At 73.1% G+C, this 15,676-nt stretch carries 21 protein-coding genes; 10 read left to right on the plus strand and 11 right to left on the minus strand.

The features are described from left to right. Positions 1 to 19: 19 nt before the first annotated feature. Positions 20 to 871, minus strand: coding sequence for an oxidoreductase (locus PV350_RS35540; protein ID WP_500337638.1), 852 nt, complete (start codon positions 869 to 871; stop codon positions 20 to 22). A gap of 172 nt (positions 872 to 1,043) precedes the next feature. Between PV350_RS35540 and PV350_RS35545 the strand changes: the two genes are divergently transcribed. Continuing rightward, the gene (locus PV350_RS35545; RefSeq protein ID WP_499515997.1) at positions 1,044 to 1,589 is read left to right on the plus strand and encodes a TetR/AcrR family transcriptional regulator; all 546 of its coding nucleotides are present in this window, start codon (positions 1,044 to 1,046) and stop codon (positions 1,587 to 1,589) included. A gap of 27 nt (positions 1,590 to 1,616) precedes the next feature. Here PV350_RS35545 and PV350_RS35550 read toward each other — a convergent pair whose 3' ends face one another. From PV350_RS35550 to PV350_RS35565, 4 genes are all read right to left on the minus strand, one after another. After that, complete coding sequence (locus tag PV350_RS35550; RefSeq protein ID WP_499515998.1) at positions 1,617 to 1,880, minus strand: response regulator transcription factor; 264 nt, start codon at positions 1,878 to 1,880, stop codon at positions 1,617 to 1,619. A gap of 148 nt (positions 1,881 to 2,028) precedes the next feature. Beyond that, complete coding sequence (locus PV350_RS35555; protein ID WP_499509134.1) at positions 2,029 to 2,376, minus strand: S24/S26 family peptidase; 348 nt, start codon at positions 2,374 to 2,376, stop codon at positions 2,029 to 2,031. A gap of 254 nt (positions 2,377 to 2,630) precedes the next feature. Next, positions 2,631 to 3,056, minus strand: a complete 426-nt coding sequence (locus tag PV350_RS35560; RefSeq protein WP_499509133.1) for a hypothetical protein — start codon at positions 3,054 to 3,056, stop codon at positions 2,631 to 2,633. A 284-nt stretch (positions 3,057 to 3,340) separates the two neighbouring features. Further along, positions 3,341 to 4,015 (minus strand): class I SAM-dependent methyltransferase, encoded by a 675-nt coding sequence (locus PV350_RS35565; protein WP_500337639.1) that lies wholly within the window; start codon positions 4,013 to 4,015, stop codon positions 3,341 to 3,343. A 175-nt stretch (positions 4,016 to 4,190) separates the two neighbouring features. Between PV350_RS35565 and PV350_RS35570 the strand changes: the two genes are divergently transcribed. Both PV350_RS35570 and PV350_RS35575 read left to right on the plus strand, forming a co-directional pair. Further along, a complete protein-coding gene (locus tag PV350_RS35570; RefSeq protein WP_499509131.1) occupies positions 4,191 to 4,625 on the plus strand; it encodes a hypothetical protein in 435 nt (144 codons plus the stop codon). Beyond that, entirely contained in the window at positions 4,622 to 5,080 is a 459-nt protein-coding gene (locus tag PV350_RS35575) for a group III truncated hemoglobin (RefSeq protein WP_500337640.1), read from the plus strand. Before PV350_RS35570 ends, PV350_RS35575 begins: the two co-directional genes overlap by 4 nt. Before the next feature lie 279 nt (positions 5,081 to 5,359). On the opposite strand, the gene PV350_RS35580 is transcribed toward PV350_RS35575, so the two are convergent. Then, positions 5,360 to 6,367, minus strand: a complete 1,008-nt coding sequence (locus PV350_RS35580) for a zinc-binding alcohol dehydrogenase family protein (RefSeq protein WP_500337641.1) — start codon at positions 6,365 to 6,367, stop codon at positions 5,360 to 5,362. A gap of 153 nt (positions 6,368 to 6,520) precedes the next feature. Here PV350_RS35580 and PV350_RS35585 point away from each other — a divergent pair, with 153 nt between their 5' ends. Further along, positions 6,521 to 6,724, plus strand: a complete 204-nt coding sequence (locus PV350_RS35585; RefSeq protein WP_499509128.1) for a hypothetical protein — start codon at positions 6,521 to 6,523, stop codon at positions 6,722 to 6,724. A 30-nt stretch (positions 6,725 to 6,754) separates the two neighbouring features. Here the strand turns inward: PV350_RS35585 and PV350_RS35590 are convergent, their stop codons facing one another. Then, on the minus strand, positions 6,755 to 7,543 hold the full coding sequence (locus tag PV350_RS35590; RefSeq protein WP_499509127.1) for a hypothetical protein: 789 nt from the start codon (positions 7,541 to 7,543) through the stop codon (positions 6,755 to 6,757). A gap of 163 nt (positions 7,544 to 7,706) precedes the next feature. Here PV350_RS35590 and PV350_RS35595 point away from each other — a divergent pair, with 163 nt between their 5' ends. The 3 genes from PV350_RS35595 (at position 7,707) to PV350_RS35605 (ending at position 8,903) form a co-directional block, all read left to right on the plus strand. Next, positions 7,707 to 8,018 carry a hypothetical protein gene (locus PV350_RS35595; RefSeq protein ID WP_499509126.1) on the plus strand — a complete coding sequence of 104 codons (312 nt, stop codon included), beginning with the start codon at positions 7,707 to 7,709 and terminating at the stop codon, positions 8,016 to 8,018. Positions 8,019 to 8,068: 50 nt separating this feature from the next. Continuing rightward, a complete protein-coding gene (locus PV350_RS35600) occupies positions 8,069 to 8,356 on the plus strand; it encodes a hypothetical protein (protein WP_499509125.1) in 288 nt (95 codons plus the stop codon). A gap of 127 nt (positions 8,357 to 8,483) precedes the next feature. Continuing rightward, positions 8,484 to 8,903, plus strand: a complete 420-nt coding sequence (locus tag PV350_RS35605) for a PPOX class F420-dependent oxidoreductase (RefSeq protein WP_499509124.1) — start codon at positions 8,484 to 8,486, stop codon at positions 8,901 to 8,903. Between the two features lie 16 nt (positions 8,904 to 8,919). On the opposite strand, the gene PV350_RS35610 is transcribed toward PV350_RS35605, so the two are convergent. Together PV350_RS35610 and PV350_RS35615 are read right to left on the minus strand one after the other, a co-directional pair. Then, positions 8,920 to 9,666 (minus strand): TIGR03943 family putative permease subunit, encoded by a 747-nt coding sequence (locus PV350_RS35610; RefSeq protein ID WP_499509123.1) that lies wholly within the window; start codon positions 9,664 to 9,666, stop codon positions 8,920 to 8,922. Beyond that, on the minus strand, positions 9,663 to 10,688 hold the full coding sequence (locus PV350_RS35615) for a permease (protein ID WP_500337642.1): 1,026 nt from the start codon (positions 10,686 to 10,688) through the stop codon (positions 9,663 to 9,665). The genes PV350_RS35610 and PV350_RS35615 overlap by 4 nt, the downstream gene beginning before the upstream one ends. Positions 10,689 to 10,814: 126 nt before the next feature. Here PV350_RS35615 and PV350_RS35620 point away from each other — a divergent pair, with 126 nt between their 5' ends. Next, positions 10,815 to 11,432: a hypothetical protein gene (locus PV350_RS35620; RefSeq protein WP_500337643.1), complete on the plus strand. Its 618-nt coding sequence runs from the start codon at positions 10,815 to 10,817 to the stop codon at positions 11,430 to 11,432. Between the two features lie 30 nt (positions 11,433 to 11,462). Here the strand turns inward: PV350_RS35620 and glgC are convergent, their stop codons facing one another. Both glgC and glgA read right to left on the minus strand, forming a co-directional pair. Continuing rightward, complete coding sequence (gene glgC, locus PV350_RS35625; RefSeq protein WP_499509120.1) at positions 11,463 to 12,680, minus strand: glucose-1-phosphate adenylyltransferase; 1,218 nt, start codon at positions 12,678 to 12,680, stop codon at positions 11,463 to 11,465. Positions 12,681 to 12,697: 17 nt separating this feature from the next. Further along, positions 12,698 to 13,921, minus strand: a complete 1,224-nt coding sequence (glgA, locus tag PV350_RS35630) for a glycogen synthase (protein WP_500337644.1) — start codon at positions 13,919 to 13,921, stop codon at positions 12,698 to 12,700. 145 nt (positions 13,922 to 14,066) lie between these two features. Here glgA and PV350_RS35635 point away from each other — a divergent pair, with 145 nt between their 5' ends. Both PV350_RS35635 and PV350_RS35640 read left to right on the plus strand, forming a co-directional pair. Then, entirely contained in the window at positions 14,067 to 14,813 is a 747-nt protein-coding gene (locus PV350_RS35635; protein WP_500337645.1) for a class I SAM-dependent methyltransferase, read from the plus strand. A gap of 59 nt (positions 14,814 to 14,872) precedes the next feature. After that, on the plus strand, positions 14,873 to 15,574 hold the full coding sequence (locus PV350_RS35640; RefSeq protein ID WP_500337646.1) for a hypothetical protein: 702 nt from the start codon (positions 14,873 to 14,875) through the stop codon (positions 15,572 to 15,574). The last annotated feature ends 102 nt before the right edge of the window (positions 15,575 to 15,676 follow it).

Genomic DNA, 15,676 nt, shown 5'->3' on the forward strand with positions numbered 1-15,676 from the left:
GGGGTACGGGGGTGCGGGGTCACGCGGAGCCGGAAGCGACCGGGTGGTCCGTGGAGCGGCTGAGGTGCGCCCACGTCCTGGCCTCCGTCAGACGTGCCTCCTCGGCGTCCAGTGCGATCTCCAGCGCGTCGCTGCCGAGCAGCAGGCGGCGCGGGGGCTCCTCGGCGCCGACGACGTCGACGATCGCCCGGGCCATGCGGGCCGGGTCGCCGGGCTCGTTGCCGCTGTAGGCCGCGAACCGCTCCTGCCACCGCCCGACGGTCTGCTCGTAGTCGGTACCGATCGGGCCTGAGGTCAGCGCGGCGCCGGCGGCCCAGCCGGTGCGGATGCCGCCCGGCTCCACGATGGTCACCTTGATGCCGAGCGGGGCCACCTCGTTCGCCAGGACCTCGGAGAAGCCCGCGACCGCGAACTTGGCGGTCTGGTACGCGCTGAGGCCGGGCGTGCCGCCGACCCGGCCGCCGATGGACGAGATCTGCACGAAGTGCCCGGAGCGCCGGCCGCGCAGGACGGGCAGCGCCGCCCGCGTCACGTTGACGACCCCGAAGAGGTTCGCCTCGATCTGGGCCCGGAACTCGTCCTCCGGGAAGTCCTCCACCGAGCCGTTGGTCGCGTAACCCGCGTTGTTGACCACGACGTCGAGGCCGCCGAAGCGCTCGACCACCGCCGCGACCACCTGCCGGGCCTCCGCGGGCGAGGTGACGTCCAGCGCGAGGCTCTGGAGCCGCTCGGGGTGCGCCGCCGCCAGCTCCGCCAGCGCCTCCGGCTTGCGCGAGGTTACCGCGACCCGGTCGCCCGCCTCCAGCGCCGCGACCGCGAGGGTCCTCCCGAGGCCCTGGGAACCACCGGTGATCAGCCACGTACGTGCCATGGGACGTTCCTCCTGTCCTGCGACGAGCGCTCTCGGGCCGGGGACGGATCCGAGGTCACTGTCGAAGCTCTTCGATTAACTGCAACATCAATGTAGCACTATGTCCGGCCGATGCAGCGGATGTGATGGTGATGTACGTCTAACTGCGACTCCCTGTTACCATGACGCCATCATGAGAGCCGATGCCGCACGTAACCTCGCCGTGGTCCTGCGCACCGGGGCCCGGCTGCTGGCCGAGGACCCAGGCACGTCGATGTCGGCCATCGCCAGCGCGGCGGGGGTGGACCGGACGACCGTCCACCGCCGCTTCGCCACGCGCGAAGCCCTGCTCAACGCCGTCTTCCACGCGAAACTCGACTCCGCCGAGCGCGTCCTCGACGAGGCGCGGCTCATGGAGGCGCCCGTGGGCGTGGCCCTCCACCGCTACGTGGAGGGGATCGTCCCCGTCAGCCGTGAGTGGCCCGTCGACACGCGCCGCATGATGCGGCAGGACCCCGACGCCGACCGCCGGCGTGCGGAGCAGAGCGCGCGGCTTGACGCCTTCGTGCGGCGCGCCGCGGACGAGGGTCATCTGCGCCCCGACGCCTCCCCGGAGTGGGCGAGGGCGGTCCTCGACCAGTTGGTGGACACCGTCGCCCACCGCTTTCCCGAGGTGGAGCCCCCGCGGGCTGCCGACCTCGTGGTGGACGCGTTCCTCAACGGCTTCGGCCGCTCCTGATCCTCCGGGCGGCCGGAAGCGCGGCGGTCACAGTCCGAGGGCGATGGCGGTGCGGGTGAGTTCGGCGGTGCTGTAGATGCCGAGCTTGGTGCGGATGCGGCGGAGGTAGGCGTCGACGGTGTGCTTGGACAGTCCCATGTGGCGGGCGGTCTGGAGGTAGGTGCGGCCCGCGGCGATGTGGCGGAGGGTCTCGCGTTCGCGGGGGGCGAGTTCGGGGACGTCGCCGCCGGTGCCGGCGGTGTCGGCGTCGGGGCTGGGGTCGGCCTGGGGCGTGGCGGGTGCGGAGCTCATGGCGGTGTCCTTCGGCGGTTCGGCGGCTGCGGTCCCTGCTCACGCCCTCGGTAGCAGGAGGTGGATGTCCGATTGGGGCGTTTTGCCCTCTATGGACCACTTTCGCGCTGCGAGGTCATGACCCCGTCCGCCGACTGTCACAGACGTGTCACGAGGCGAGGACCTTGCCCGCTGTGCGAGGCCGGGGGACGCCGTCGACCGCCGTACAGATCCCGTGGACCCGGCCGTATCCGGTCCAGCCGTTGACATGGCCCCGGTTGTTGCTGATCTGCACCCGCTTCCTGGCCGGCTCCACCGCGGACACCAGGTGCAGGTACACCGTGCCCGCGACACGGGCGAGCACGATGTCGCCGACCTCGAGCTTCGACGGGTCGACCGGGGCGACGGTCACCAGAGCGCGGCTGCGTATCAAGGGGACCATCGAAGAGCCGCTGGGCCGGAACTCGACGCTCGCCCCGCCGGCCAACCTGCCCGCAACCGCGTCCAGTGCTCCCATGGGGCGATGGTGGCGCATGCCGCTCCGTTGGCCAACCGGATATTTCCGCGCCGTGGATGACGTGCGGTCGGTCGATGATCCGGCGGCGGCATGCCGGAGGGCGCGGTTCACCTGCCGGGTGAAGCGCGCCGTGTGGGGGGAGGGGGCGTGGCATGGGCGCCGTCGGGTCACGTTGTGGGCCGGCGAGCGGGGAACGGCGGTGGACGCGGCCGGAAGGAAGGCCCCACCGGGTCCCCGCCGTGCGGGGCGGGCGGTCAGGGGGTGGTGCGGGTGTCGGGAAGGAGGAGTCCCAGCCAGTCGCCCATGAGCAGCTGCGACTTCCAGGTCGCGACCCGGTCCTCGGAGACCCTGTACTGTGCCGCCACCTCGGAACCCCGGGCCTCGCCGGTCGCCATGAGCACCACGATCCGGGTCTTGTCGACGGCGGAGAGCCGGTCCTCGGGCTTGTCCGGCAGGGCGCCGGGCACGGCGCATCCGGACGCGGCCGCCGCTACGGGCAGGCCGGGCAGGCCGCCCGGACCCGCATCGCCCTTGTCGCCCCCGGGAATCCCCTCCCGTGAGCACGGTGCCGGGCGGTCGGCGGAGGTGTGGGTCAGGTGCGCGGCACCCGTGGTGGCGGCGGCGACCGCCAAGGCGGCCATCACCAGGGCGACGGGCCGCTGCAGTGTGTGCCTGGACATGGCAGGTGCTTCTTTCCGGGAGGTGTGCGGGGAGGGGGTGTCGCGGAAGGGCGGAGGTCCGAGGAGGGCGTGAGGACCTCCGCCCCCGTCCGCGGCGGGCCGTTGCGGCCCGTGCCTCCGGCCGGCACTGCCGGGCCGACGCCGTCGCTGACGACGTCGTGCTCTTGCGCGAGCCGGAGAAGTGGCGATGTCTCCAGTAGGCCCTACGGCCGCTCACGCGTCACGTCGCTGGATTTCGGGACTTGACAGGAGCGTCGCCGGTCGGGATGCCCGCGGTCCGTGGCTCAGTCGGCGCGCCGGTAGTGGGCGGCGACGGCGGGCTGGCCGGTGTAGTTGGGTCCCGCATCGGGGTCGGCGCCGACGTAGCGCAGGGGGAGGCGGACGGTGCGCGGCCCGGTGAGCGTGAGGCGGTGGTGGCGCGCGCTGTAGGCGAACCCCTCGGCCCGCAGGGCGGCCAGGGCGAACCGCCCGGCAGGGCCGCCGTCCGCCCAGCGGATCGAGGCGGGGTCGAGGTGGGCGGTCAGCAGACCGCCGGGCCGGAGCCACCCTGCGGCGCGGGTGAGCGTTGCGAGCCGGTCGCCGACGTAGTGGAGGCCGTGCACGCAGGTGATCAGGTCGTACGGGGCGGTGGGCTCCCAGTCCGTCACCGATGCCGTGACCAGCTCCACGGTGGGCGGCAGGGGTACCGGTGCCAGGGGCCCCACCAGGTCGACGCCGGTCAGCCGTGCCGTCGCCGGCAGCCGGCCCGCGGCCTCCCGCAGGGCCAGCCCTTCCCCGCTGCACAGGTCGAGCCAGCGCGGCCCGGGGGTGCGTGCCAGCAGATGGCCGACCGGGTCGAAGCCGAGTTCGCGGGCGTAGCTGTTGGCGCCGGTCAGACCCCGCTCGCGGTTCATGGTGCTGTTGGCGACGACGGCGGTGCGCTCGAGCCGGTGGTCGGGCAGTAGATCGGGCGAGGTCATCGAGCCATTCTCGGTGTCGATCCGCCTGTTCCCCAAGTGGGTTGGGGGGATTGTGACGGCCGACTCAAATATGCAGCTTAAATGCAAATTTACGCTAGGGTGACGGCATGGACCTTCACCGCATCCGACGGCATCCCGTGCGCACCGCCCGGCGCCACCCCGAGCGGAGGGCCCGGTGAACGCCGGCGCCGTCCTGGCGCAGGTGGCCGCGGTCTTCGTGTGGCTGGGGATGGTGCTCGGGATCTCGTTCCTGGAAGCGCCCCTCAAGTTCCGCGCCGAGGGGATCACCGTGCCGCTGGGCCTGGGCATCGGACGGATCGTCTTCCGCGCGCTGAACCGCGTCGAGGCCGTGCTCGCGGCGATCGCCGCCTTGGCGGTGGCGTGGGAGGTGCCGGGGCCCGTGGCGCTGGGCCTGGGCGCGGGGGCCGTCGCCGTACTCCTGGCACAACTGCTCGTGGTCCGGCCCGCGTTGAACCGCCGCACGGCCGCCGTCCTCGCCGGGGAGACCGGCCCGCGCAGCCGCGCGCACCTGCGGTACGTCGCGCTCGAGGTGGTCAAGGCACTGTGCCTGGCAGGATGCGGCGCGGCGCTCGTCCTGGGGCGGCTGTGAGCGCGCCCGGGCCCGTCGCCGTGGGCGGGACGGGTCGTGACCTCGCGGACCGTGCGGACGTCGAGGGGCTGGTGACCGCCTTCTACCGCCGGGCCTTCGCCGATCCCCTGATCGGGCCGGTCTTCACCGAGGTGGCCCGGATGGACCTGGACGCGCATCTGCCGGTCATGTGTGACTTCTGGGAGTCGGTGCTGTTCGCGGCCGGCCGGTACCGGCGCAACGCGCTGGCCCCGCATCTCGCCCTGCACCGCATGGCCCCGCTGGGCCCCGCGCACTTCGCCCGCTGGCTGGCGCTGTGGACCCTGACGGTGGACGGGCTCTTCCACGGTGAGAAGGCGGAACTCGCCAAGCGGCAGGCCGGCCGCATCGCCGGATCCCTCCAGCGCCGCCTGGCCGGCCGCGACGCGAGCGAGTACGTCACCATCCGCCGCCACGGGGGCGGCGAGGCGCTCTAGGTGTATTGACCCCGCTGCGGGCGCCCCCGGATCAGGCTGTCGTCGGCCGGGGACTTGTCGTCTCGGTCTCCGAGGAACCACAGGTACAGGTGCTCTCCGTCGAGGACCCTGGTCGAGACCGGCCGGCTCAGGCCCCCGGACGACCCCACGCCTGGCGCGAGCCCCGATCGTGCCGCTCTCGCAGCGGACCTGGAGATTGATCACGGTCAGAGCCCAAGGCTGCGAGAGCCGCCGTGGCGGCGGCGCCGCAGAAGTGCCGCGTCCGCCGCCGGGGAGGCGTCAGCGGGTGACGACGACCTTGCCGATGGTCCGGCCGGATTCCACCATCTCGTGGGCGCGGCGCAGCCCGGCGGCCGAGAAGTCCTCGATGGTGGTGGTGACGGTGCTGCGGATGCGGCCGTCGTCCACCAGGGTCGCGATCTTCTGCAGCAGGTTCTTGTGCTCGATCATGTCGGGGGTCCGGAACATCGGCCGGGTGAACATCAACTCCCAGTGCCACGCGATGCTCTTGGCCTTCAGCGGCAGCAGGTCCAGCCCCTCGGGCTCGTCGATCGCCGTGATGTGCCCGCCCGGACGCATGATCCTGGCGTAGGTCCCGATGTTGCCGGCGGAGTGCGGGGAGAGCAGGTAGTCGACGCCCTCCGGGGCCGCCGCGGCGGCGGTCGCGGCGAGGTCGTGGTGGTCGACCACGGCGTCGGCCCCGAGCCCGGTGACCCACTGCGCCGTCTCGGGGCGGCCGGCCGAGGCCAGCACCCGCAGGCCGGTCAGTTGTTTCGCCAGCTGGATGAGGATCGAGCCCACACCGCCGGCGCCGCCCAGCGCCAGCAGGGTGCCGGTGGACCTGGCGTCGAGGGTGAACCGGTCGAAGAGGGTCTCCCAGGCGGTGATGCCGGTCAGGGGCAGGGCGGCGGCCTCCGCGAAGCCGAGGCTGCGCGGCTTGCGGGCCACGAGGCGCTCGTCGACGACCTGGAACTCGGCGTTGCTTCCGGCGCGGGTGAGGTCCCCGGCGTACCAGACCTCGTCCCCCACCTGAAGGGTGGTCACCCCCTCACCCACCGCCTCGACCACGCCTGCGCCGTCGAAGCCGAGGATGCGGGGCCGGTCGGAGGCCGGCAGCCCGGGGCGGACCTTGATGTCGACGGGATTGACCGACACCGCCTGCACCCGCACCAGTACGTCACGGGGCTCGGGATCCGGCACCGGCACCTCGACGTCCACGAGGCTCTCGGGGTCCTCCACGGGCAGGCCCCGGTAGGAGGCGACGGCCCGCATCGTCCGTTCGGTCATGCCGCAGGCTCCCTCGGTGCGCTGACGGGTTCCGGCCAGCCTGTCACGCCCGTCCGTGCCCGGCAGCGGCGGCCGGACCATCCGGGTGCCGTTCCCGGGGCGCCGCCCGGCGGCCGGGATGCGGGGCAGGGCCGGACGGGTCATCCTGAGCGCATGCAGCGTCGCGTCATCGTGATGCCGCCATCGACGGGCGGCGGCCGGCGCGTCCGCGTGGACGGCGAGATCCTGGGGATCGCGTACCACCTCCGCGACTTCCAGGAGTTCCTGCGGCGCGCCGGCCTCGATCCCGACGCCATCGACCTGGCCGACCCGGACCTCGTCGAATGGCGCGGGGCCGGCCCCGGCGTGTGGACGTGAGGTCCCCGCAGCGAAGCGGCAGGCCACCGGCTACGGCAGCTCCTCGCGGCGCAGCGCGCACCAGTCGACGAGCACCAGGCCGAACTCCCGCATGAGCTGGGCCAGTCCCGGCACCGCCGCCACTGTTGCCCGCGCCGCCGGGGTCAGGCCCAGGGCGACGACCCGGTCGCCGGCGCAGCGGCCGTACACCGTGACCGGCCCGACGCGGGCTGCGAACGAGTCGGCGACCCGCCCCTGTCCGTCCCGCAGTGCCACCCCCGCGTACATGTGTGATGCCGGGAGCACGTCGAACAGCCGCTGCCGGGTGAGCGCGCCCGTCAGCGGCTCGGCCGGTGTCTCCCGCAGGTGCAGCTCGTCGAACACCTGGACGGCCTCGTCGCCCTCCCCGACTGTTCGTGCGTGCTCCCGGAAGATCCGTGTGATGTCCGCCAGTTCCGCCTCGACCTGGGTCGCGCAGCGGCGTTCCACCAGTTCGGCCTGGCGCCATTCGTCCTCGTGGATCTCCCGGTCGTCCGCGGCGAGGTCGGGCGGGGCCAGCGGCGGAAGTTCCGCGCAGAGCGTCGGCAGGGTGTAGGCGACCTGCCGCGGGTCCACCGTCCGCAGGCGCCGGAGCGTCAGGACGAGCCGCCCGGCCGCGAGGTAGGCCGTGCGGTCGGCGGGCTGCGCCCGTACGACCTGCCACACCGCCCCGCCGAGGTCGAGCCGGGTCTCCGGCGCGAAGGACTCCGGGAGCTGTCCTGCGGGTAGTTCCGAGCGGCCGAACGGCAGTCCGTCCGCCGCGTCGACCAGCGTCACTTCGATCAGGCCGTCCTCAGGCATGCGCGCATGCTATCGAGGTGCAACCGGGCCGCGGTGGGGGCCTGTTCGGGCTCGACGTCGAGTCGAAATGTCATGGGCACGTAAATTTCCCCTACCCCCCTCTACCCGCATAGACAACGGGCCGCCATCCTGATCCGCGACACCCCCCACGAGAGGACGATCCATGAGGAGCGTGACCAAGACGCTGGCCGCCACCGCCGCAGCGGCGGCGTGCGCACTGATGACGCAGCCCGCGCGCGCCGCGGTGCCGCCCGAGCACGCGATCATCGTGTGCCAGAGCGCCAGCTTCTACGCCAACTACGACAGCGCCTCCGGGCCCCACGGGCTGATCCGCGTCCTGGGCTACGGCAACAAGGTCGGCCACACCCGCGGCGCCCACCCCGTCTACAACGGCTGGGCCGCCACCTTCGACTTCGGCAAGGGCGACTGGGGCTACGTCCGCGTCGAGTGCCTCGGCGGCTACGGCTCCTGGTGACCCGCTCCCGCACCGCCACCCCCACCCCCACGACAGGAAGGACCACCCGCATGCCCGCACCCCGGATGCTCCGCGCCGCCACTGCCGTCGCGGCCCTGACCGCCGCCGTGCTGACCACCGCCGCGCCCGCCCGGGCCGCCGACGGGACGATCGGCCGGCGCGAGACCGTCTGCGCCCAGGACCTGTACGTCCGCACCGCCCCGCTGGGCGCCTGGATGGGCACCCTCTACAAGGGCCAGACCTTCACCGTCGAGAGCAAGCAGGGCGCCTGGGCCTACGGGTTCGCCTACGGCGACATCAACCGCCACGGCTGGGTCCAGGACGGCTGGTTCTGCTGACGCGCCGGCCCGGGGCGCGCCCCTTCGACGGACACCGCGGGGCGCGCCGGGTCCGGGCCGCCGTCCGGCCGGGCGGGATGTGGCACGGTGAGGGCGCAGCGCCGAAGATCACCGAGAAGGAGTTCCCGTGTCCAAGCCCCCGCTTCCCCCGGCCGCGATCGAGATGCTGAAGAAGCCCAACCCGGCCGTGATCACGACGCTGATGGCCGACGGCCAGCCGGTGTCCACGGCCACCTGGTACCTCTGGGACGACGGCCGGGTCCTGGTCAACATGGACGGTGGCCGCAAGCGTCTGGAGCACATGCGCAACGACCCCCGGGTCACCCTCACGGTCCTGGACGAGGGGAACTGGTACACCCACGTCACCGTGGTCGGGCGCGTCGCCGAACTGCGCGAGGACAGCGGCCTCGCCGACATCGACCGGCTGGCCCAGCAGTACCTGGGCCGCGCCTACCCGCAGCGGGACCGCGACCGCGTGAGCGGGCTGATCGACATCGAGCGCTGGCACGGCTGGGGCACGCTGAAGGACAGCAGCCAGCCGGGCTGACCGAGGGGCCGATGCGTCAGCCCTCGTACGGCTCCGACGGCGCCCGCACCGGCCGGGCCCGGCTCACGTCCAGGAACGGGATGGGACCGTCGTTGACCGGGTCCTTCGCCCGGCGCGCGGTGTAGGTCCCGGTGACGTCCAGCCAGGCGTCCGGCCGCAGGACGGGCGGCACCTGCCCGGTCAGGCCGATCTTGACCGGGCGGGCGTCGGCCGCGCAGCAGTTCAGCACCATGCGGGTCAGGTACGGGGTGCCGTCGCGGCCGATGCTGACGAACCCGGTGAGGGTGACCTGACGGCCGCCCAGGGACCGTCCGTGGTCGTAGACCGCACGGCCGGCGTAGTCGGCGGTCTCCATCCGCAACGGGTCCCCCGCGGGCAGGGCGGGGAAACCGAAGGGGCGCGGGACGGACGTGCCGGTCCGGGCGGCGGAGTAGGAGCCCAGGGCGGGCGGGGCGACCAGGACGAGTGCGACGAGCGGCAGCACCAGCAGCCACGCGACCTTCGGCTCGCGGTGCGGGTGCGCATGCCCCGCGTCGTGCGCGTGCCCCTCGTCCGAGCCCGCCCCGGTGGGGCGAGCGCGGCGGGGGCGGCGCAGTTCGTACCAGACGGTCGCCAGGGCGGCGACGACCAGCACGGCGCCCGCCGCCAGCAGCAGCGGCTGCAGCCCGGCCTTGACGTAGCGCAGGTAGAGGTCGCTGAGCCCGGCGTGGAGCATCGCCACCCCGGTCAGGAGCAGCACGGCGGCCTGTGCTTCCCGGTTCACAGCAGGACCGCCCCGGTCAGGGACGCCACCACGACGGCCACGGCGAAGGTGGCGGGCGCGAACCGCACCGCGAACGCGCGTCCGAACGCGCCCGCCTGCAGCGCGAAGAGCTTCAGGTCGATCATCGGCCCCACGACGAGGAACACCAGCCGGGCGGTGAGGGAGAACTGCGACAAGGACGCGGCCACGAACGCGTCGGCCTCCGAGCAGATCGACAGCACCACCGCGAGCACCGCCAGCGCGAGCACGGACACCAGCGGGTTGCCCGACGCCAGCCGCAAGACGTCCTCGGGCACGAAGGACTTGAGCGTGGCCGCCGCCATCGCCCCGACCACCAGGAACCCGCCGGCGTGCATCACGTCGTGCCGTACCGAACCCCAGAACGCCGCACCCTTGCCCTGCCCCTCGGCCGACGGGTGCGCCGCGGGGCGCAACCGGTCGGCGTGCCCCAGACGCTGCCACAGCCAGCCCATGGCGCAGGCCACCAGCAGGCTCGCGACGAACCGGGCGACCACCATGCGCGGTTCGTTCGGGAAGGCCACGGCCGTGGCGGTCAGCACCACCGGGTTGATCGCCGGCGCGGACAGCAGGAACGTCAGCGCCGCCGCCGGAGCCACCCCCCGCCGCACCATCGCCCCCGCGACCGGCACCGACGCGCACTCGCAACCCGGCAGGACCGCCCCCGCCATGCCCGCCACCGGCACCGCCACCGCGGTCCGGCGCGGCAGCGCCCGCGCGAAGAACGACGGCGGGACGCACACCGCGAGCACCGCCGAGAGCACGACGCCCAGCACCAGGAACGGCAACGCCTGCACCACCACCGCCACGAACACGGTCATCCAGCTCTGCATCACCGGCGCGGACAGCGCCCCGCGCACCGGTCCCTGCAGCATCAGGGCGACGAGCAGCAGCAACGTCAGCACCAGCGGCGAACTGACCCGCCACCCCTGTTCCGGATCCGGCCGCCCGGCGTCCTGCCGTGCGGTCCCGGCCGGCGCCGGGGCATCCTTGGTGACGGTCACGGGCGTGCTACCTCCGGCGGGCAGGGGGACGTGAAGAAGGAACTGCACCCTCCATACGCCGTGGCCCGTCACGCCGTCTCATGCCCCGCCAGGACTTTGCGCAGCCTTGGTGCGGGCAGTCCTACGATGGCGGCGAAGCAACGCAGCGGGGGAGGGGCGGCGACCGCCGTGAAGGTGAGTTTCATCGTGCACGCGGGCGCGGCGCTGGCCCTGGGGGCCTTCTGCGAAGTGGCGGGGCTGCTCACCTTCCTGCCCGGACCGTCATGGCCGGGCGACGGCGGCCCGGTGCTGGGCGGTGTCCTCGCGTTGCTGCTCCCGCTGCTGCTCGGTGCGGCCGTACGGGCGCTCGCCCTGACCGCGCGCGGGGTGGACGCCCGGGGCAACCGCGCGCTGCAGTGGCTCGCCCTGCGCTGCCTGCCGGGGATCGTCCAGGTGGCCCTGGCCGGGGTCTTCGCCGCGGGGGTCGCGCTCATCGTGGCGACGGTCGTCGTCCAGGGCTCCCTGCGGGCCGGAGAGGCGGTAGACGGCCGCTACCACGCCGTGCGGACCGACAGGCCGGGTCACGAGGTCGTCGAGGTGTCCCGAGCGGAGTACGAGGACCTGCTCGAACAGGACCATCGCTTCCTGGTGGCCGCGCTGGGGATGCCGGCAGGCGCCGCGGCCGCCGTCACCCTCGTCACCGGGCAACTTCACCCGGGCACCCCGCTGCAAGGGACGCCGGAGCCGGGCCGTATCCCGGTGTGAGTCCGGCCCGCGCCCGGCCCGGCCGCCGGGTCACAGCACGTGCTGGCCCTTGCCCAGCGCGATGACGCCGTTGGCGGAGGCGTGGTAGAGCTCGCGGTCACGTTCCGGGTTGACGCCCACGGTGGCGCCGGCGGGCACGACGACGTTCTTGTCGAGGATGGCGCGGCGCACGACCGCGCCGCGCCCGATGCGGACGTTGTCGTGCAGCACCGACCCCTGCACCACCGCGCCCTCCTCCACCACGACCCCCGGCGACAGCACGGACTGCGTGACCTGCCCGGAGATGATGCAGCCCGGGCTGACCATCGACTCGCCCGCGATCCCGCCGGCCACGAACTTCGCCGGGGGCAGCCGCAGCGAGTGCGTGTACAGCGGCCACTGGTCGTTGTAGAGGTTGAAGACCGGGTGGACCGAGATCAGGTCCTGGTGGGAGTCGTAGTAGGCGTCCAGGGTGCCCACGTCCCGCCAGTAGCCGTGGTCGCGGGCGGTCTCGCCGGGCACGTGGTTGTCGTCGAAGTCGTAGACCTGCACCTGCCCCTTGGCGGTCAGCAGCGGGATGATGCTGCCGCCCATGTCGTGGACGGAGGAGTCGTCCTCGGCGTCCTGGGCCAGCGCGTCCAGCAGCACCTTGGTGGTGAACACGTAGTTGCCCATCGAGGCGTACACCCGGTCGGGGTCACCGGGCAGGCCCGGCGGATCGGCGGGCTTCTCCAGGAACCGCTCCACCCGCACCCCACCCGGTCCCGGGGTGATGATCCCGAACGAGGAGGCCTGGTCACGCGGGATGCGGATGCCCGCCACCGTGGCCCCCGCGCCCGCCTCGATGTGCTGGCGCAGCATCTGCCGGGGGTCCATGCGGTACACGTGGTCGGCGCCGAACACGACGATGTAGTCGGGCTGCTCGTCGTACACCAGGTTCAGCGACTGGTAGATGGCGTCCGCGCTGCCGAGGAACCACCGCGGGCCCAGCCGCTGCTGCGCCGGGACGGGGGTGACGTAGTTGCCCAGCAGGTTCGACATCCGCCAGGTGGTGGTGATGTGCCGGTCCAGGGAGTGCGACTTGTACTGCGTCAGCACGCAGATGCGCATGATGTCGCCGTTGACGAGGTTGGACAGGACGAAGTCCACCAGCCGGTAGGCGCCGCCGAACGGCACCGCCGGTTTGGCGCGGTCGGCGGTCAGCGGCATCAGCCGCTTGCCCTCGCCGCCCGCGAGCACGATTCCCAGCACCGAAGGTCCGCCGCGCATCCCTGCCCCCTTTGCCGCTACCGCCCTTGCGACTTGCAGATCTCCTCGTACACGCCCACGGTGCGGCGGGCCACCGCGTCCCACCCGAACTCCGCCACCGCCCGTTCGCGTCCCGCCGCCCCCATCCGGGCCGCCGCCGTGGGATCGCCGGCCAGCGCGCCGACCGCCGCGGCCAGCCCCGCCTCGAAGGCTTCCGGGTCCTTCTCCTCGTACGGCACCAGGAGCCCGGTCACCCCGTCCTCCACCACCTCGGGGATCCCGCCCACCGCGGAGGCGACCACCGGGGTGCCGCACGCCATCGCCTCCAGGTTCACGATGCCCAGCGGCTCGTACACCGAAGGGCACACGAACACCGCGGCGTGCGTGAGCAGTTGCACCACCTCGGGCCGGGGCAGCATCTGCGGGATCCAGATCACCCCGCCGCGTACGGCCCGAAGGTCCTCCACCAGCTCGCGGAACTCGCGGTCGATGGCCGGGGTGTCGGGCGCCCCGGCGCACAGCACGATCTGCAGGTCCGGATCGATCCGCCGGGCGGCCCGCAGCAGGTGCGGGACCCCCTTCTGCCGTGTGATCCGGCCGACGAACAGCGCGTACGGGCGGCTCGGGTCGACGCCGTGCGCGGTCAGCGCCTCCGTGGACCCGTCCGGCCGGTACAGGCGCGTGTCGATGCCGTTGTGGACGACGTGCACACGCGCCGGGTCGAGCGCGGGGTAGCTGCGCAGGATGTCCGCGCGCATCCCGTGCGAGACGGCGATGACGCCGTCGGCGGCCTCGACCGCCGTCCGCTCCGCCCAGCTGGAGAGCGCGTAGCCGCCGCCGAGCTGCTCGGCCTTCCAGGGGCGCAGCGGTTCGAGGGAGTGGGCGGTCATCACGTGCGGGACGCCGTACAGCAGTTTGGCCAGGTGGCCGGCGAGGTTGGCGTACCAGGTGTGCGAGTGCACCAGGTCCCGGCCGGCCAGCGCGGCGGCCATCGACAGGTCGACCGACAGGCTGCGCAACGCCTCGTTCGCGCCCCCGAGCTCCGCGGCGGCGGCATGCCGGCTGACGCCGGGGCCGCCCGCGTCGTCCGTGCCGCCCGTCGCGTCCGCGCCGCCCGTCGCGTCCGCGCCGTCCGCCCCGGCCCAGCAATGGACCTGAAGGTCCGTCAGGGAACGTAGCTCGCGCGCCAGGAACTCCACGTGGACGCCCGCCCCGCCGTAGACGTACGGCGGGAACTCCCGCGTGAGCAGTGCCACCTTCACGGGCGCCTCCCCGGGTCCCGTCGCCGTGTTGGGACATCCATGCCCCGCAGAACGGTGTTCGATCCGTCTTCCCCGGCTTTCGCCGTGTGATGCCCCGCGCGGAATTCCTTCGACTTCGCCGCCCGCTTGGTGGATCGTCGGGTGCATGCGACAGGACGAGATCTGGGACGAGGAGACCGCCCGGAACTACGACACCCCCGGCACCGGCATGTTCGCCCCTGACGTACTGGGCCCGGTGGTGGACCGCCTTGCCGCACTCGCCGACGGCGGACGGGCGCTCGAGTTCGCCATCGGCACCGGCCGCGTGGCCGTGCCGCTCGCGCGGCGAGGCGTACCCGTCAGCGGCATCGAGCTGTCACAGCCCATGACCGACCGACTGCGCACCAAGGCGGACGACGCGACGATCCCGGTCGTCACCGGCGACATGACCGCCGCCCGCGCCCCGGGCACCTTCCGGCTCGTGTACCTCGTCTACAACACCATCTCCAACCTGCTCTCCCAGGCCGCACAGGTCGCGTGCTTCGCCAACGCCGCCCGCCACCTCGCGCCGGGCGGGCGCTTCGTGATCGAACTGTGGGTCCCCGAGCTGCGCAAGCTGCCACCCGGCCAGCAGACGGTCGTCTTCCACTCCGAATCCGGCTACATCGGCCTGGACACCTACGACGTCCTGCGGCAGCAGGTCGTCTCGCACCACTTCCGGTTCGCCGACGGCGAGCCGACCCGGCTGTTCCGTTCCCCGCACCGTTACATCTGGCCCTCGGAGCTCGACCTCATGGCCCAGCTGGCCGGATTCACGCTGGAGTCCCGCCACGCCGACTGGAACGGCGCCGAGTTCACCGCCGAGTCACGCTCCCACGTCTCCGTCTACCGGCTCCCCGCCGCCGAACGGTGACCGGGTCGCCCCCCACTGCCCAGGCACGGTTCAATGCCGGAATGGTGGACTGGGCGCACATGCCTGACTGCCGGTTCGACGTCGATCGCGTTCCGGAACTCCTGGCGCGGGTGGAGCGCCGGGACGACCCCGAAGCGTGGAAGGAACTGGGATGGCGCCTCGTGCTCGAGTACGACCTGGTGTCCCCGGCGAGCTTCGCGTCCCTGCCACGCCTCGTGCGCCTCGCGGCGCACAGCGCGCAGGCACGCGGCCTGGCCGGGAGGATCCTGGCGCGCGCGGCGGGTCGACACGGCTGCGACGACCTTCTGGCCGGTTGCGCGGCCGTGATCGCGGAGTACGGCGAGGTGCTCGACCGGCACCTGCGGTCGAGGCCCGCCGACTACCTCGCGTCCTTCCTCGCCCTCCTCGCGGTGAGGGGGGAGTACCACTGGGCCAACGTCCTGGAGGGCTTCACGGACGACATCATCAGGGTGGAGTGTCCGCACTGCGGTGTCGAGGTGACGATCGCCGTCGGCGGCTTCGGATGCTACGCCCAGGTGTGGGACGGGGGTGAGGAGATCCGGCGCGACCTGCGTCCGGCGGCCGCAGGCGAACTCACCGGAACGGGCCGGTGGATGCATCGGATCTGCGTCCGCGACGGTCAGATGGCGCTCGCCGACGGGATCGCCCACTTGTTCGGTGTGGCGCAATGCCCCGGCTGTGCCGCCGTCTTCAACGTCGCGGACGAGTACACCCGCGCCAATCGTCCGGTCATGTGGTGACCGGCGTTCCTAGTCCTCCTCGCCGCTGAGGGAACCCGCGGTGGTGAGGGTGGCGGTGTCCGGGGCCGGGGCCGGAGCGGGTGAGGCGGCCGGGTCAGGGGC

Source organism: Streptomyces sp. PA03-6a, assembly GCF_033792765.1.
Taxonomy (GTDB): Bacteria; Actinomycetota; Actinomycetes; order Streptomycetales; family Streptomycetaceae; genus Actinacidiphila.

Excerpts from the sequence above, each read along its gene's own strand:
- PV350_RS35565 (WP_500337639.1), bottom strand. The coding sequence starts at position 4,015 with ATGACCTCGCCCGATCTACTGCCCGACCACCGGCTCGAGCGCACCGCC.
- PV350_RS35550 (WP_499515998.1), bottom strand. The coding sequence starts at position 1,880 with ATGAGCTCCGCACCCGCCACGCCCCAGGCCGACCCCAGCCCCGACGCC.
- PV350_RS35635 (WP_500337645.1), top strand. The coding sequence starts at position 14,067 with ATGCGACAGGACGAGATCTGGGACGAGGAGACCGCCCGGAACTACGAC.
- PV350_RS35555 (WP_499509134.1), bottom strand. The coding sequence starts at position 2,376 with ATGGGAGCACTGGACGCGGTTGCGGGCAGGTTGGCCGGCGGGGCGAGC.
- PV350_RS35545 (WP_499515997.1), top strand. The coding sequence starts at position 1,044 with ATGAGAGCCGATGCCGCACGTAACCTCGCCGTGGTCCTGCGCACCGGG.
- PV350_RS35590 (WP_499509127.1), bottom strand. The coding sequence starts at position 7,543 with ATGCCTGAGGACGGCCTGATCGAAGTGACGCTGGTCGACGCGGCGGAC.
- glgC (WP_499509120.1), bottom strand. The coding sequence starts at position 12,680 with ATGCGCGGCGGACCTTCGGTGCTGGGAATCGTGCTCGCGGGCGGCGAG.
- PV350_RS35540 (WP_500337638.1), bottom strand. The coding sequence starts at position 871 with ATGGCACGTACGTGGCTGATCACCGGTGGTTCCCAGGGCCTCGGGAGG.
- PV350_RS35580 (WP_500337641.1), bottom strand. The coding sequence starts at position 6,367 with ATGACCGAACGGACGATGCGGGCCGTCGCCTCCTACCGGGGCCTGCCC.
- PV350_RS35585 (WP_499509128.1), top strand. The coding sequence starts at position 6,521 with ATGCAGCGTCGCGTCATCGTGATGCCGCCATCGACGGGCGGCGGCCGG.
- PV350_RS35620 (WP_500337643.1), top strand. The coding sequence starts at position 10,815 with ATGGCGGCGAAGCAACGCAGCGGGGGAGGGGCGGCGACCGCCGTGAAG.
- PV350_RS35560 (WP_499509133.1), bottom strand. The coding sequence starts at position 3,056 with ATGTCCAGGCACACACTGCAGCGGCCCGTCGCCCTGGTGATGGCCGCC.
- PV350_RS35640 (WP_500337646.1), top strand. The coding sequence starts at position 14,873 with ATGCCTGACTGCCGGTTCGACGTCGATCGCGTTCCGGAACTCCTGGCG.
- PV350_RS35600 (WP_499509125.1), top strand. The coding sequence starts at position 8,069 with ATGCCCGCACCCCGGATGCTCCGCGCCGCCACTGCCGTCGCGGCCCTG.
- PV350_RS35595 (WP_499509126.1), top strand. The coding sequence starts at position 7,707 with ATGAGGAGCGTGACCAAGACGCTGGCCGCCACCGCCGCAGCGGCGGCG.